The organism is Geodermatophilus sp. URMC 62 (assembly GCF_052931475.1).
Genome location: NZ_JBRFHY010000001.1, coordinates 3691776 through 3706570 on the forward strand (window position 1 = coordinate 3691776; position 14795 = coordinate 3706570).

Annotated in this window: 16 protein-coding genes; 8 read left to right on the top strand and 8 right to left on the bottom strand. The window is 76.9% G+C overall.

Annotation, left to right across the window (positions count from 1 at the left end):
* Positions 1-6: 6 nt before the first annotated feature.
* Positions 7-402 (top strand): universal stress protein, encoded by a 396-nt coding sequence (locus ACU616_RS17955; RefSeq protein ID WP_446759787.1) that lies wholly within the window; start codon positions 7-9, stop codon positions 400-402.
* Between the two features lie 41 nt (positions 403-443).
* Here ACU616_RS17955 and ACU616_RS17960 read toward each other — a convergent pair whose 3' ends face one another.
* Together ACU616_RS17960 and ACU616_RS17965 are read right to left on the bottom strand one after the other, a co-directional pair.
* Entirely contained in the window at positions 444-1181 is a 738-nt protein-coding gene (locus ACU616_RS17960) for a GntR family transcriptional regulator (RefSeq protein WP_446759788.1), read from the bottom strand.
* A complete protein-coding gene (locus ACU616_RS17965; protein WP_446759789.1) occupies positions 1178-2257 on the bottom strand; it encodes an Ldh family oxidoreductase in 1080 nt (359 codons plus the stop codon). The genes ACU616_RS17960 and ACU616_RS17965 overlap by 4 nt, the downstream gene beginning before the upstream one ends.
* A gap of 46 nt (positions 2258-2303) precedes the next feature.
* Between ACU616_RS17965 and ACU616_RS17970 the strand changes: the two genes are divergently transcribed.
* The 3 genes from ACU616_RS17970 to ACU616_RS17980 are packed head-to-tail and all read left to right on the top strand — an operon-like array spanning position 2304 to position 4149.
* Positions 2304-2615 carry a putative quinol monooxygenase gene (locus ACU616_RS17970; protein WP_446759790.1) on the top strand — a complete coding sequence of 104 codons (312 nt, stop codon included), beginning with the start codon at positions 2304-2306 and terminating at the stop codon, positions 2613-2615.
* Positions 2612-3052, top strand: coding sequence for a cupin domain-containing protein (locus tag ACU616_RS17975; protein ID WP_446759791.1), 441 nt, complete (start codon positions 2612-2614; stop codon positions 3050-3052). The genes ACU616_RS17970 and ACU616_RS17975 overlap by 4 nt, the downstream gene beginning before the upstream one ends.
* A complete protein-coding gene (locus tag ACU616_RS17980; RefSeq protein WP_446759792.1) occupies positions 3049-4149 on the top strand; it encodes an isocitrate/isopropylmalate dehydrogenase family protein in 1101 nt (366 codons plus the stop codon). The genes ACU616_RS17975 and ACU616_RS17980 overlap by 4 nt, the downstream gene beginning before the upstream one ends.
* A 58-nt stretch (positions 4150-4207) precedes the next feature.
* Here the strand turns inward: ACU616_RS17980 and ACU616_RS17985 are convergent, their stop codons facing one another.
* The 3 genes from ACU616_RS17985 to ACU616_RS17995 form a co-directional block, all read right to left on the bottom strand.
* Positions 4208-4855, bottom strand: coding sequence for a dihydrofolate reductase family protein (locus ACU616_RS17985; protein WP_446759793.1), 648 nt, complete (start codon positions 4853-4855; stop codon positions 4208-4210).
* Between the two features lie 84 nt (positions 4856-4939).
* On the bottom strand, positions 4940-6115 hold the full coding sequence (locus ACU616_RS17990; protein WP_446759794.1) for an MFS transporter: 1176 nt from the start codon (positions 6113-6115) through the stop codon (positions 4940-4942).
* On the bottom strand, positions 6112-6843 hold the full coding sequence (locus ACU616_RS17995; RefSeq protein ID WP_446759795.1) for a GntR family transcriptional regulator: 732 nt from the start codon (positions 6841-6843) through the stop codon (positions 6112-6114). The genes ACU616_RS17990 and ACU616_RS17995 overlap by 4 nt, the downstream gene beginning before the upstream one ends.
* A gap of 110 nt (positions 6844-6953) precedes the next feature.
* Between ACU616_RS17995 and ACU616_RS18000 the strand changes: the two genes are divergently transcribed.
* The 3 genes from ACU616_RS18000 to ACU616_RS18010 all read left to right on the top strand — a co-directional run bounded on the left by ACU616_RS18000 (position 6954) and on the right by ACU616_RS18010 (position 8290).
* Complete coding sequence (locus tag ACU616_RS18000) at positions 6954-7271, top strand: putative quinol monooxygenase (protein ID WP_446759796.1); 318 nt, start codon at positions 6954-6956, stop codon at positions 7269-7271.
* Between the two features lie 46 nt (positions 7272-7317).
* Entirely contained in the window at positions 7318-7815 is a 498-nt protein-coding gene (rraA, locus tag ACU616_RS18005; protein ID WP_446759797.1) for a ribonuclease E activity regulator RraA, read from the top strand.
* 157 nt (positions 7816-7972) lie between these two features.
* Positions 7973-8290 carry a hypothetical protein gene (locus ACU616_RS18010; RefSeq protein WP_446759798.1) on the top strand — a complete coding sequence of 106 codons (318 nt, stop codon included), beginning with the start codon at positions 7973-7975 and terminating at the stop codon, positions 8288-8290.
* Between the two features lie 2 nt (positions 8291-8292).
* On the opposite strand, the gene cydC is transcribed toward ACU616_RS18010, so the two are convergent.
* Genes cydC through ACU616_RS18025 form a run of 3 tightly spaced genes read right to left on the bottom strand, consistent with a single transcriptional unit; the run spans position 8293 to position 14263 of the window.
* Positions 8293-11673, bottom strand: a complete 3381-nt coding sequence (gene cydC / locus ACU616_RS18015; RefSeq protein WP_446759799.1) for a thiol reductant ABC exporter subunit CydC — start codon at positions 11671-11673, stop codon at positions 8293-8295.
* Entirely contained in the window at positions 11670-12689 is a 1020-nt protein-coding gene (gene cydB / locus ACU616_RS18020; protein WP_446759800.1) for a cytochrome d ubiquinol oxidase subunit II, read from the bottom strand. The genes cydC and cydB overlap by 4 nt, the downstream gene beginning before the upstream one ends.
* Before the next feature lie 14 nt (positions 12690-12703).
* Entirely contained in the window at positions 12704-14263 is a 1560-nt protein-coding gene (locus ACU616_RS18025; protein ID WP_446759801.1) for a cytochrome ubiquinol oxidase subunit I, read from the bottom strand.
* Positions 14264-14435: 172 nt separating this feature from the next.
* Here ACU616_RS18025 and ACU616_RS18030 point away from each other — a divergent pair, with 172 nt between their 5' ends.
* Entirely contained in the window at positions 14436-14795 is a 360-nt protein-coding gene (locus tag ACU616_RS18030) for a BlaI/MecI/CopY family transcriptional regulator (RefSeq protein ID WP_446759802.1), read from the top strand.

A 14795-nucleotide genomic window follows, 5' to 3' on the forward strand; every position in this document is an offset into this window, starting at 1 on the left:
GCGGGCATGACCGTCCTCGTCGGCTACGTGCCCACCCCGGAGGGCGAGGCCGCCCTCACCGCCGCCGTCGCCGAGGCCCGGCGCCGCGACGAGCCGCTGCACGTGGTGAACACCTCGCGCGGCGACTCGCTCGTCGACCGCCGCTTCGCCGGCGAGGAGGCCCTGCGCGCGGTCCGCGAGCGGCTCGACGCCACGGGCGTGCGCTACGAGGTCGAGCAGCAGGTGCGCGGCCGGGAGGCGGCCGAGGAGCTCGTGGACACCGCCGAGCGGCTCTCGGCCAGCGTGCTGGTCATCGGGCTGCGCCGCCGGACGCCCACCGGGAAGCTGATCACCGGCAGCTCCGCCCAGCGCATCCTGCTCGACGCCGAGTGCCCGGTGCTGGCAGTGAAGGCGCCGCACTGAGGCCCTTCCTCTCAGGCGCGCGGCGGGACCCTGCAGGGGCCTCAGCCGAGGAGGTCGACGCGGTCGCCGGGACCGGCGGCGAGGTTGCGGAAGATCGTCCGCAGGCTCTGCGCCAGGTGTTCGGCGATGGCGGCAGCCGCGCCGTCGGCGTCGCCGGCGAGCAGCGCGTCGCACATGCGCAGGTGCTCGGCGGCGGAGACCTCCACGCGCCGGGGGTCGACGTGGGACAGGTTGCGCAGCCGGGCGGTGTGCGGCCGCAGCTCGGCGATGGTGCGCCGCAGGTGCTCGTTGCGCGTGGCGCCGATGACCGCCCAGTCGAAGCGGTCGGCCAGCTCGTAGAACGCCCGGGACCGGGCCTGCGAGGGAGCGCGGCGGGCGACGCGGGTGAACTCCGAGCGCATCGCGGCGAACGCCCGGCGCACCTGCGGATCGGCCGTCGCGGCCTCCGTCGCCTGGCGCATCGCGGCCGGCTCGAGCAGCGAGCGGAAGTCGAACAGGTCGCGGACGCTCTGCAGCGAGACCCGCGACACCCGGGCGCCCTGCCGCGGGACGAGGTCGACGAGGCCCTCGGCGGCCAGCCGGCGCAGCGCCTCGCGGACCGGCGTGCGCGAGGCGCCGGTGCGCTCGACCAGCGACAGCTCCGACAGCGGCGCGCCCGGCGCCAGCTCCCCGAGCTCGATCTCCTCCTTGAGCCGGCGGTGGACGAGGTCGACCTTGCTGACCTCGCCCCGTCCGGCCTCGGGAGGGGCCGTGGCGCCCTCCGCGCCGGCGGCGGTCACCGGGCCTCCCCGGGGAAGGGGACCCCGGCCGACGTGCCGAGCGCCCGGAGCTCGGCCAGCGCCTGCCCGGCCAGGACGACGCCGCCGGCCGCCAGGTTCGCCGCCTCGGCGCGGTCCTCGACCTCGCCGGGGAGGAAGACCTGCTCGAAACCCTCCGCGAGCGGCACCGACCTGACCTCCTCGGCCAGCTGTCGCACCCGCGCCTCGTAGCCGGCGCGGTCGCCGAAGGCCTCGGGGTCGAGCACGAGCACCAGGTGCCCGCACCGGCTCCGCTCGTCGGGCTCGTAGGGGCCGTGGACGCCGGTGCCGACGGCGCTGCCGGTCAGCGCGCCGGAGAGCACGTCCACCAGGAACGAGATGGCGTAGCCCTTGTGGCCGGCCATCGGCAGGACCACGCCGAGCACCCCCTCCGCCGGGTCCGTCGTCGGGGCGCCGTCCGCGGTGAGCGCCCAGGCCTCCGGGATCGGCTCGCCGCGGCTGTGCGCCAGGTGGATCTTGCCCCGCGCCACCGCGGTGTTCGCGATGTCGACGGCGACGACCCGGCCGTCGGGCCCGGGGGCCGCGATCGACCACGGATTGGTGCCCAGCCGCTTCTCCCGGCCGCCCCACGGGGCCATGGCCGGGCTGGCGTTGGTGGTGAGGACCGCGACGAACCCCTCCTGCGCCGCCCGGCGGGTGAAGTACATGGCCGTGCCGAAGTGGTTGGAGTCGCGCACGCCCACGACGCCGACCCCGTGCGTCCGGGCCCGCTCGACGGCCAGCCGGCGCGCGTGCTCGGCGAGCACCTGCCCGATCCCGTCCCGGCCGTCGAGCAGCACCAGCGGACCGGTGTCGGACAGCACCACCGGCTCCGTCCCCGCGCGCACGGCCCCCGAGCGCAGCCGGGCGGCGTACCAGGGCAGCCGCAGGAGACCGTGCGACGAGTGCCCCCACAGGTCGGCCTGCACGAGGCTGTCGGCCACCAGGGCGGCGTCCTCCACCGGCACCCCGAGGCCGGCGAGGACGCGGGTGCCGAACTCCCGCAGCGGCTCGACCGCCAGCCGCACCGGGGAACCGTGCCCGCTGCTGTTCTCCATGCTGTATACAATAGCGCATACAACGGAGGGTGCAGAGAGGACGACGGTGTTCAGCCTGGTGGTGCAGATGGAGGTGCGGCCCGGCCGGCGGGAGGAGTTCCTCGCCGGCATGACGGCCAACGCGGAGGCGGCGGTGCGCGACGAACCCGGCTGCCTGCGGTTCGACGTGTGCTCGGTCGAGGGGGACGAGAACCGCTTCGTCCTCTACGAGCTCTACGCCGACGCCGAGGCGTTCGCCGCGCACAAGGCCGCGCCGCACTTCCAGGAGTGGCGGGTCGTCGCCGAGCGGGTGGTCGCCGCCCAGCACAACACGCCGGGGACACTGCTGGTCAGCCACGCCGCCGGAGAGGCGTCGTGAGCGCCGGGCGGGGGCAGCCGGCCGCGCCGTCGATGGTGCTGCGCCCGGAGGACATCGAGCGCTTCGACCGCGGCAACGGCGTCGTCACCGTCCCCTTCGTGGGGAGGTGGAACTGCGCGGACAACCGGGTCACCACCGGCATGACCGTCTTCTCGCCGGGCACCGGCATCCCCCTGCACTCGCACGACGTCGAGGAGACGGTGCTGGTGTTCGCGGGCGAGGCCACCGCGGTCGTCGGCGACGAGGAGTTCGACCTCGTCGCCGGCCAGGCCACCTGGGTGCCGGCCGGGGTCCCCCACTGCTTCCGCAACCGCGGCGAGGGGTCGATGACCATCTACTGGGTCTACGGCGGCCGCGACGTCACCCGCACGATCACCGCCACCGGCGAGACGGTCGAGCACCTGTCCGACGCCGACCGGGGAGCGACGCCGGCATGAGCACCCCAGCGGCACCCACCCCGCCGGCCTCCTACCGCCTCGGCCTGATGCTGGGCGACGGCATCGGGCCGGAGATCGTCCCCGCCGCGGTCCGCGTCGTCGACGCCGCACTGGCCGTCGTCGGCGCCGCGCCGGTCGAGTGGCAGGAGCTGCCGCTGGGCGCCTCGGCCATCGACACGCACGGCAGCGCCATCCCCGGCAGCACCCTGGAGGCGCTGGCCGAACTGGACGGCTGGCTGCTGGGGCCGCACGACAGCGCCGCCTACCCGGAGCCCTTCCGGTCGCAGCTCAACCCGAGCGGGGCCATCCGCAAGCACTTCGACCTGTACGCCAACGTCCGCCCGGCCCGGGGTCTCGGCGGCGGGACGGCGATCGCGCCGGACACCGACCTGGTGATCGTCCGGGAGAACACCGAGGGCTTCTACGCCGACCGCAACACCCACGCCGGCACCGGCGAGTTCATGCCCTCACCCGACGTCGCCATCGCGATGGGGGTCTTCACCCGGCGAGCGGTCGAGCGGATCGCCCGCGCGGCCTTCGAGCTCGCCCGCCGCCGCCGCCGGAGGGTGACGATCGTCCACAAGGCGAACGTGCTGCAGCTGAGCTCCGGGCTGTTCACGCGGGTGTGCCTGGAGGTGGCGCAGCGCTACCCCGACGTCGCGGTCGACGACGTCCACATCGACGTGATGACGGTGCACCTGCTGCGCCGGGCGTCTGCCTTCGACGTGGTCGTGGCGGAGAACATGTTCGGCGACATCCTCTCCGACCTGGCCGGTGAGCTGGCCGGTTCCCTCGGGACCGCCCCGTCGGTCAACGCCTCCGACGACCGCTGCATGGCCCAGGCCGCGCACGGGTCCGCGCCCGACATCGCCGGGAGGGGGCTGGCGAACCCGGTCGCGATGATCCTCTCGGCGGGCATGCTGCTGGACTGGCTGGGCCGGCGGCACGGCGACGACCGGGCGGTCGAGGCCGCGGTGCGCGTCGAGGAGGGCGTGCGCGCCGCCGTCCGCGACGGGGTGGCCACCCGCGACCTCGGGGGCACCGCCTCGACCGAGGACCTCACCGCCGCCGTGGTGGAGCGGGTCGCCGGGCGCTGATCCTCCGGTCGCCACCCGGACCGCGGGTGCGCGGCCGCGGCCCGGGTCCGGGGAGGGGTCAGCCGTCGCGGCCGGCGCCGCGGTCGGGTGCGGCCATGTCGCCCGTGCCGGGCGTGCCCTCGGCGAGCCCGTAGCGCAGGTACACGGTGCCCTTCCCGCTGGCCACCGGCGGCTCGAGGAGCGTGAGGTTGGTGGGCACCGCGCCACCGTCGAACACCTTCTTGCCGACGCCGAGCACGATCGGGTGCACCCAGAGGTCGAGGCGGTCGAAGAGCTGCTCGCGCAGGAGGGTCTGCACCAGGTCCAGGCTCCCGACGACCTTCACGTGCTCGTGCCGGTCCCGGATCTCGCGCACCGCGCCGGCCAGGTCCGGGCCGAGCTGCGTGGACCCGGCCCAGGAGAGGTCGGGCCGGCCACGGGAGGCCACGTACTTCGGCACGCGGTTGAACAGCGTCGCGATGTCGTCGTCCTGGCCGCCCTCCTGGTGCGGCCAGAAGGCGGCGAAGACGTCGTAGGTCCGCCGGCCGAGCAGGAGGGCGTCGGTGTCCTCGTAGGCGGCACCGACCTGCGCCCCGGAGACCTCGTCCAGGAGGGGCGCCTGCCAGCCGCCGAACGGGAACCCGCCCGCCGGGTCCTCCTCGGGCCCGCCGGGCGCCTGCCCGACGAGGTCGAGGGTCGCGAACAGCTCGATGTGGATGAGGCCCATGTCCTGCTCCCGGTGCGTCGGTCGTCGCGGTCGGGGTGTGGACCCGGAGGCGCCGGCGAACTCATCGCTGCGCACGCGCCGGTGTCAGACCCCGGAGCCGCCGTCGACCGCCAGCCGGCGGGCCGCGGCGCCGGCGACGGCGAGCGCCCCGGCGGTCGCCCACAGCACCCCGGCCGAGCCGACGCCGGCGGCCAGCAGGCCCACGGTGGTCGGGATGAGCACCTGCCCCAGCCGGTTGCCGGTCAGCCGCAGCGACATCGCCCGGCCGCGCAGCCCCGCGGGAGCCACCTCGGCGAGCCACGACATGGTCAGTGGCTGCCCCACGCCCAGCCCCAGTCCCAGCAGGACGACCAGGACCGCGAGCACCGCGGGCGGCGCCGGGACGGCGACGGCCGCCATCGCGGCCGCCGACAGCAGGACGCTGGTGAGCATCAGCCTCCTGCGGCCGAGCAGCCGCACCAGCCGGCCGAGGAAGAAGCGCGAGGTCATCGACGCGACCGCGCGCAGGGTCAGCAGCAGGCCCACCAGCCCGGCGGCCAGGCCGCGGTCGGCGCCCAGCGCCGGCAGGTAGACCAGCGTGATGTCGACCGCCGCGAGCACGATGCAGCTGATCGTCAGCGCCCGGACCAGCCCGGGCAGCCGCAGCAGCGTGCCCATGCCGCCGCTCTCCGCGGCTCCCGCAGCCCGCTCGCGGTGCGGCAGCCGGAGCAGGACGGTGCAGACCAGCAGCGCGCCGCCGAGGGCCACCGCGACGACGAAGACCGGCCGCGTGTCGGGGATCGTGCCCGCCCCGCCGACCGCGGTGATCAGCGCCGGGCCGAGCGCCTGGCCCAGGGACGCGGCGAAGGTGTAGTGGCCGAACGCGGTGTCGAACCGGCCCGGCCCCGCGGCGTTGGCCACCGCCGCCTGCTGGCCGACCACGGACAGCAGGTGCCCGGTGCCCAGCACCACGCTGGCCGCCACCAGCCCGGCGGCGCCGCCGCGCCCGGTGGCGAACAGCAGCGCGGACGCCAGCACGAGGACCGCCCCGGCCAGCAGCACCCGGCGCTCGCCGAAGCGGTCGGTGGCCTGGCCCGAGGGCACGGCCAGCAGCAGCGGGACGACGGCGAAGGACGCGGTCAGCGCACCCAGCCAGGCCGCCGGCACGTCGAGCTCGAGCGCCCGGTAGGCCGAGGCCGGCCGGAGCACGAAGGTGACCACCTGGGTGAGCACCGAGTGGGCGAGCAGCACCGCCAGGGCCCGGCGGCCCCCGCCGCTCACCGTCGACCCCCTCCGGCGACCTGCCGGTCCCGGTGCGGTTCGGGCGGCCGGTGCCCTCGGCCCTGCTCGTGCGCGAGCCGGTCGGCCGAGCGGGCGCCCAGACTGGTCTCGACGTGGGCGCGCATGATCGCCGCGGCCGCCTCGGCGTCCCGGTCGGAGACCGCCGCCAGCAGCGCGCGGTGCTCCTCGGCGCGCTGCTCGACCTCCTCCTCGCTGCGCCCGGCGGCGAGCGCGTGCCGGCGGTAGCGGTCGGTCTTGTCCCACAGCCCGTCGAGCGCCTCGACCAGGACGGCGTTGTGCGACGCCCGGTAGACGGCGGCGTGGAAGGTGCGGTGACCGGCCAGCTGGGCGGCCGAGGCGTCCGCGCGCAGGGCGGAGAGCGAGGCCAGCGCCGCGCGCATCCGCTCGAGGTCCTCGACGGTGCGGCGCTGGGCGGCCAGGCCGGCGGCCAGCGGGTCCAGGCTCTGGCGCAGCTCCAGCAGGTCGCGGGCCTCCGCGGCGTCCAGCGGTGTCACCCGGGCGTCGCGGTGGGCGTCGAGCTCGACCAGGCCCTGCTGCTTGAGCAGCCGCAGCGCCTCACGCAGCGGCGTGGTGCTCACCCCCAGCCGGTGGGCGAGGGCGGCCTGGTTGAGGACCGAGCCGGGCGCCAGCTCCCCGGACAGCACCATCTCCCGGACCCGCTCGTAGGCGCGCTGGCTCTTGGTCGCCAGACCCTCCTCACCGGCCACGGCGGCATCCTTCCTGCAACGACGGCACCCGACTGGCCTGCGGTTTCCCTCAACCGCTGGCCACGTCCGGCGACAGCTTATAACCTCGGCGGCGACGGAGAGGGGAGGCCGTGTTCAGCCTGGTCGTGCAGGTGCAGGTCCTGACCGGGTGCCGTGAGGAGTTCCTGACCGGCGCCTCGGCCACCGCGGAGGCGTCGGTGCGGGACGAGCCCGGGTGCCTGCGCTTCGAGGTCTGCCAGGTGGCCGGCCGGCCCGACTCCTTCGTCCTCTCCGAGCTCTACGCCGACGACGCGGCGCTCGACGCCTACCACCGGACCCCGCACGCGGCCGCCTGGCGGCGGGTGGCCGAGCGCACCGTCGTCCCCGGCAGCGAGGTCGACACGGTCGGCCGGGTGCTGGTCGGGCACTGCGTGGAGGGGTGGGCGTGAGCCCCGGCCCGCTCCCCGGTCCGCTGCCGACCCCCGAGGAGAGCCGATGACCCCCACCCACCTCGCCACCACCGACGTGTGCGACGCCCACCCGGAGGCGCAGGTCTGCGACCCGGTGTTCCGGTCCTTCGGCGGCCGCCCGGGGTTCAGCGGCACGATCGCCACGCTCAAGGTCTTCGAGGACAACGCCCTGGTCCGCGAGGCGGTGCAGCGACCGGGGGAGGGGCGGGTGCTCGTCGTCGACGGCGGGGGCTCGCTGCGCTGCGCGCTCCTGGGCGGCAACCTCGCCGTGGCTGCCGCGGAGAACGGCTGGGCCGGCGTGGTGGTCAACGGCGCGGTGCGCGACGCCGACGAGATCGACGCCCAGCCCATCGGCGTCCGCGCGCTGGCCACCCACCCGCGGCGCAGCGTGCGGGGGCTGCACTCCGGTCAGGCCGGGCTGCCGGTCCTGTTCGCCGGCGTGGCCTTCCGCGAGGGCGAGTGGCTGTGCGCCGACCGGGACGGCGTGGTCGTGCTGCCGGCCGCCCCGGGGGACGACGGCTAGGCCGGCCGCACCGGCCGCCGGCGCGGGTCCCCGGCCGGCGCCGGTGGCGGGTTCGCGCCCCCCGGTATCAGGCCGGGACCGTCGGTCCTCCGGTGTAGGCACGACCTCGTAGTCCCCGGCGTTCTCAGAGCACGGGGATCCGCCCAGGAGGCTCGCCATGGCCACCGCCGCCGCTCTCGTCCCGACCGACCGCACCGTCCCGCGCGGGCACCGGGCCCGGCCCGATCTCGCCGGTGACCTGCTCGCCGTCGCCTGGGCCCCCGGCACGGCGCCGCCCCGGGAGATCCGCCTGCGGCCGGAGCTGCACGACCGGCTGCGTGCGCAGCTCGGGCCTGACGTGGTCGAGCAGGGCCTGCTGGGGGACCCGGCGGGGGTGCCCCTGGTCGTCGACCCGCGGCTGCCCGCCTGCCCTGGCTACGAGGTGCTGCGGGTGGCCCCCGGCGGTCCAGTGCGCCCGCGGGCCGCGGCCGCGTGAGCTCAGGCGGCCAGCGCGGGCTCCCCGGCTCCCAGCCGGACGACGGTGTCGCCGGGCTGCTCGAGCCCGTCGTCGTGGGTCACGCAGACGACCACCCGGCCGGCCAGCGCCGCGCGCAGGTCCCGCACGAGCGCCGCGGCGGTGGGCGGGTCGAGGTGCGCGGTCGGCTCGTCGAGCAGGACGACGTCCCGGTCGGCCAGCAGCGCCCGGGCCGCGGCCAGCCGCCGCCGCTCACCGCCCGACAGCGCCGTGCCCCCGGCACCGACCGGGGTGTCGAGCCCGTCGGGCAGGCCGGCCAGCAGCGGGCCCAGGCCCGCGGCGGTGAGCGCGGCGGTCATCCGTGCCTCGCCGTCCGGACCGGCCAGCGTCCCGCGCGGCGCGGCCAGCGCCAGGTTGGCGCGCACGGTGGAGGCGAACACGTGCGCGTCCTGCGGCAGCCAGGCGGTGCGGGCGCGGACGGCGTCGCCGCTCAGCCGGGCGGTGTCGACTCCGCCGAGCACGTAGCGCCCGCCGCGGGGGCGCAGGGCGGCCAGCAGCACGGCGAGGAACGTCGACTTGCCCACGCCCGACGGTCCGCGGACCACGAGCCAGCCGCCGTCCGCCCTCGCCCGCGCGGTCAGGCCGCGCAGCACGTCGGGTCCACCCGGCCAGCCGGCGGTGAGGTCGGCGACGGCGACCTCCCGAACCGGCCCCGGGAGGGGTAGCGGGTCGGCCGGGTCGGCCGGCACCGGGGCGGTGAGGACGGCGTGGAGGCGGGCGCGGGCGTCGGCGAGGGCCCCGCGCCGCTGCAGTGCGGACACCAGCCCGGTCAGCGGCTCGGCCAGGGCCAGCGGCGCCAGCCCGAGCACCGCGACCCCCGGGCCGCCGAGGCCGCTCGCCGTCCCGATCGCCGTGGCGAGGACGGCGGCCAGCCCGGTGCCGAGCACGACCAGCCCGGTGCCCAGCGCGCCGGCGCGGGCGCCGGTGGTCGCGACGGAGGCGCGGCGGCCGGCCGCCGCCGCGAGGTCGGCGGCGGTGGCCGCGGCCAGGCCGTGCGCCCGCAGGTCGGCCGCTCCCTCGAGCGCGGTGGTGACGTCCCGCAACGCGCCCACCCGCAGCGCGCCCTCGGCGCGGGCGGCCCCGGCGTCGACCCGGCGGTGCACCAGCAGCACCAGTGCGGCGGTGACCGCCAGCACCGCGGCGACGGCCGCCGCCGCGGCCGGGGAGAGCAGGGCGAGCGCGGCGACGGTGAGCGCGGGCACGGCGGCCGCCACCAGCGCCGGTGGGACGACGCGCACGGAGAGGTCCTGCACCAGGCCGACGTCGCCGACCACGCGGGCCAGCGCGCTGCCCGGCGTCCGGTCGGCCGCGACGCCCTGCGCGGCCAGCGCCCGCCAGACGCGCAGCCGCAGGTCGGCGGCGGTGCGCAGGGCGGCGTCGTGCGCGGCCAGCCGCTCGACCCAGCGCAGCCCGGCGCGGCCCAGGCCGAACGCCCGGACGCCGACGATGGCGACCATCAGCGTGAGGATCGGCGGCATCTCCGCGGCGCGCACGATCAGCCAGCCGCTCACGGCGGTGAGCGCGACCCCCGCGCCGGCCGACGCCGTCCCCGCCGCGACCGCGCGCGCCAGCGCCCGCCGCGGCCACCCGAGCCCCGCCGTCGACGCGGGGGCCACCGCAGGTGTCGTCGCGCCCGCCGTCGCCCCGCCGGTGACCGCGAGATCTGCACAGTGGCGGTCATCAGCCGCTGATGGCGACCACTGTGCAGATCTCGCGGGGGAGGAGGTGGGGACGGCGGGGCCGGGGAGGTCGACGGTGCGGTCGGCCAGCGCGGCCGGGGCCGGGTCGTGGGTGACCAGCAGGACCGTGACCGAGCCGCGCAGGTCGGCGAGGACGGCGGCCACGCGGGCGGCCGAGGCGGCGTCGAGGTGCGCGGTGGGCTCGTCGAGCAGCAGCAGCGAGGCGCCCCGGCGGACCCGCACCAGCGCCCGCGCGACCGCGACCCGCTGCAGCTCGCCGGGGGAGAGGGTGGTGCAGTCGCGGCCGGCGAGCCCGCTCCCGCCGACCCGGGCCAGCGCCTCGGCCACGTAGGCCCCGGCCGCCACGGCGTCGACGACGGGTGCCGGTGCGGCGTGCCGGCGCAGCTCGTCGGCCACGGTGGGCGCCGTCGTCCGGGGGTGCTGCGGCACCAGCGCCACCCCGCCGGCGGGCACGCCGGTCAAGGTCCCGGTGACCGCCGCGGCCGGGTCCAGGGCGCCGGTGAGCGCGGCCAGCAAGGTCGACTTGCCCGAGCCGCTGGCGCCGCGCAGCACGACGAACTCGCCGGGCCGCAGCGCCAGGTCCACCGGCGGCAGCGCGGGCAGCGCCCGGCCAGGGTGCCGCACGCTCAGCCCGGTGACGGCGACGTCGGCGCCACGCGGGTCGTCGCCGTCGCCGGCCGGGGCGGGCGGGGTGACCGGCGCGGCCAGCACGGCCCGCGCCTCGGCGGCGGCCAGCGTGGCGGCCTCGTCGGCGTGGTGCGCCGCGCCCAGGGCGCGCAGCGGGGCGAACGCCTCCGGCGCGAGCAGCAGGGCGGTCAGCCCGACGGCGAGGTCGAGGTCGCCGTGCACCAGCCGCAGGCCGACGGTGACCGCGACCAGCGCGACCGACAGCGTGGCCACCAGCTCGAGCACCAGCGCCGAGACGAACGCCAGCCGCAGGGTGGCCAGGGTGCGCCGGCGCGAGACCTCGCCCAGCTCGGCGAGCGCGGCCACCTGGTCGGCGGCCCGGCCGAGGCCGGTCAGCACCGGCAGCCCGCGGACGAGCTCGGCGACGTGCGCGGCCAGCCGGTCCAGCGCCCGGGCGGCGCCGGCGGTGCCGTCGCGGGTGGCCAGCCCGACCAACGCCAGGAACAGCGGCACCAGCGGCAGCGTGAGCGCGACGAGGCCGGCCGAGAGCAGGTCGGTGGCGGCGAGGACGACCAGCAGCACCGGCGGGACGACGAGCGTCTGCGCCAGCGCCGGCAGGTAGGCGGCCAGGCCCGGCGCGAGGTCGGCCAGCCGGGTGGTGGCCAGCACCGCCGCGGGGGCCGGTCCACCGGCGGCGGCGACCGCGGCCGGGGAGGCGGCCAGCCGGCCGAGCAGGGCGCGGCGCAGCCCGTCCTCGGCGCGGCGGGCGTCGCGGTCGGCGGCCAGGTCGCCGAGGGTGCCGGCCAGCGCCCGCAGCGCGGCGCCGCCGGCGGCCACGGCGAGCGGCGGCAGCGGCGCGCCGTCGGCGCCGGCGGCGCGGGCGACCGCGTGCGCCAGCCCGGCGGCGAGCAGCACCAGTCCCGCGGTCGAGCCGAGGGCGGCCAGCGCTGCCCGGGCCAGCGCGCCGGGCAGCCCCGGCACCCCGGCCAGCGGGGCGAGCGGACCCCGGGAGGTCACGCGGCCACCGTCCGGTGCTGCGGCTCGGCGGTCAGCCGCCGGCGGAAGACCCAGTAGGTCCAGGCCTGGTAGGCGAGCACCACCGGCAGGCCGATGCCGGCCACCCACGTCATCACGGTGAGCGTGTAGTCGCTGACCGAGGCGTCGGCGATGGTGACGTCGAAGGCCGCGTCGACGGTGGAGGGCACCACCACCGGGTAGGCCGCGCCGAACAGCGTCGCCGCCGAGGCGAGCAGCACGGTGGCCCAGCCGGCGAAGGCCTGCCCCTCGCGGTCGAGCCGCACCCGGGTCCAGGTGACGACGACGGCCAGCGCGGCGATGAGCCACAGCACCGCGGTGAGCACGGTGCCCGAACGCAGCTGGACCAGCCCCGCCCAGGCCAGCAGCGGCAGCGCGCCGACCGGCGACCAGCGCAGCGCGAACGCCCGCGCCCGCAGCCGCAGCGGCCCGTCGGTCTTCAGCGCCAGGAACAGCGCGCCGTGCACCAGCGAGTAGGCGACGACGGCGACCGCGCCCAGCAGCGACGACCAGCCCAGCCCGGCGAGGGCGCCGCCGACCCGGGTGCCGGAGCCGTCGATCGGCAGGCCGAGCGTGGTGGCGCCCAGCGCCGCGCCGATGCCGGCCGCCGCGACCAGCGAGCCGCCGGTGATGACGCGGGTCCAGGCGGCGTCCCACCGCGGGTCGTGCGACTGGTGCCGCCACTCGAAGGCCACCGCCCGCACGATCAGGCCGAGCAGCACGACGACGAAGGGCAGGTACAGCGCCGGCAGCCAGGTGGCGTACCAGCCGGGGAAGGCGGCGAAGACCGCGCCGGTGGCGGTGATCAGCCAGACCTCGTTGCCGTCCCAGACCGGGCCGATGGTGCGGAGCATCAGGTGCCGGTCGGCGGTGCCGTCCGCCCCTCGGCGGCCGAGCACCGGCAGCAGCGCCGCGACACCGAAGTCGAAGCCCTCCAGCAGCAGGAAGCCGGTCCACAGCACCGCGACGGCGGCGAACCACAGGATCTGCAGGTCCATGTCAGGCACTCCGGTCAGTACGCGAAGGAGAGGACGTCGTCGTCGGCACGGTCGTCGTCGGCACGGTCGTCGTCGTCCCGGCGGGAGCTGCCCACCGCGGGCGGCGTCGGGGTGGTGTCGCCCGTGGTGACGCCGCGGCGGACCAGCCGGGTGACGAGGAGGAGCTCGACCACCGCGAGCGCGCCGTAGAGCAGGCCGAGGCCGACCAGCGAGGTCCACACCTCGGCGGCGCTGATGCCGGGGGAGACGGCCTGGGCGGTGAAGAACCACACCTGCTCGCCGACCGGCACGTCCGGGTTGGGGTGGACGACGAAGGGCTGGCGGCCCATCTCGGTGAACACCCACCCGGCCGCGTTGGCCACGAACGGCGCACCCACGGCCAGCAGCGAGCCGTACACGCCGATCCGCGACGTCGGCACCCGGCCGCGGCGGGTCGACCACAGCGCGTAGGCCGCCACCCCGGCCGACACCGCGCCCATGCCGATCATGAACCGGAAGCTCCAGTAGGTCGCCGCGAGCACCGGCGTGTAGTCGACCGGCCGGCCGGCGCGGTCGCCGAAGGACGGGTCGTCGGGGTAGGTGGCGCCGTAGACCTCGCTGTACTGCTCCTGCAGCTCGTCGACGCCCGGGACGGCGGTGGAGAAGTCGCTGTGCGCGAGGAAGGAGAGCAGGCCCGGGACGGTGTAGCTGTGCACGTCGTCGCACTCGTTGCTGCCGAGCTTGGCCCAGGCGAACAGCGAGAACGGGGCCGGCGCCTCGGTCTCGCACAGCGCCTCGGCCGAGCTCATCTTCAGCGGCTGCTGCTCGTACATGAGCTTGCCCTGCCAGTCACCGGTGAGGGAGACGAGGAGGAACGCCGCCAGCGAGACGAACCCGCCGAGGCGGACCGAGCGGCGCCACACGGCGTGGTCGACGTCGGTGGCGGGCCGCCCGGCGAGCGTGCGCCGGCGCAGGTGCCACAGGCCGATGCCGACCAGCAGGGCGCCGGCGACCATGAGCGCGGCGACGACGGCGTGGCTGAAGGCGGCCAGGGCGGTGTTGTTGGTCAGGACGGCGAGGAAGTCGACCTGCCGCGGGCGGCCGTCCTCCCCGGCGACGACGCCGACCGGGTGCTGCATCCACGAGTTGGCCGCGATGATGAAGTGGGCGCTGATGATCGAGCCGACGACGGCGGCCCAGAGCGCGGCGAGGTGCAGCTTCGCCGGGATCCGACCCCAGCCGAAGATCCACAGGCCGAGGAAGGTCGACTCGAGGAAGAAGGCCAGCAGCGCCTCGAGGGCCAGCAGCGAGCCGAAGACGTCGCCGACGAAGCGCGAGTACTCGCTCCAGGCCAGGCCGAACTGGAACTCCTGGACCAGGCCGGTGGCCACGCCGAGGACGAAGTTGACCAGGTAGACCCTGCCCCAGAAGCGGGTCATCCGCAGCCACTCGGGCTTGCGGGTCCGCAGCCACAGGGTCTGCATGACCGCGACCAGGATCCCCAGGCCGATGGTCAGCGGGACCATCAGGAAGTGGTAGACGGTCGTGATGCCGAACTGCCAGCGGGCGATGTCCAGCGTGTCCAGGACGTCCACGGCACCTGCTCCTCACCTGTCGGGAGCGGCCCCCGACGCCTCCTTTCTACGCTCCGTAGAACGGCTTCTCTACATCTCGTAGAAGACGTTGGGGTGAGGTGCACGACACGGTCCGTGCGCTGGTGCGCCCGCCCGTTCTACGCTGAGTAGAAACCGATCGGCAGGAGGAGCCATGGCGTCGCTGGGCGACCTGGAGCGGGCGGTCATGAACCACCTGTGGGCGACCGACGGGCCCGTGGCCGCCGCCGAACTGCGCGACGCGCTCGCCGACCGCGGCCTGGCACTGACCACCGTGCACACGGTGCTGTCCCGGCTGGAGGGCAAGGGCTTCGTCGAGCACGACGACGCCCGCCCGCGCCGCTTCCGCCCCACCGCCAGCCGCGAGCAGCACGCCGCCGAGCTGATGCACGAGGTGCTCGGCCGGTCCGGCGACCGGCAGGCGGTGCTGGCCCGCTTCGTCGGCGGGGTCGACCCGGAGGAGGCCCGGCTGCTGCGGCAGCTGCTGGACGGGACGGCGCCGGACGCCCGCTGA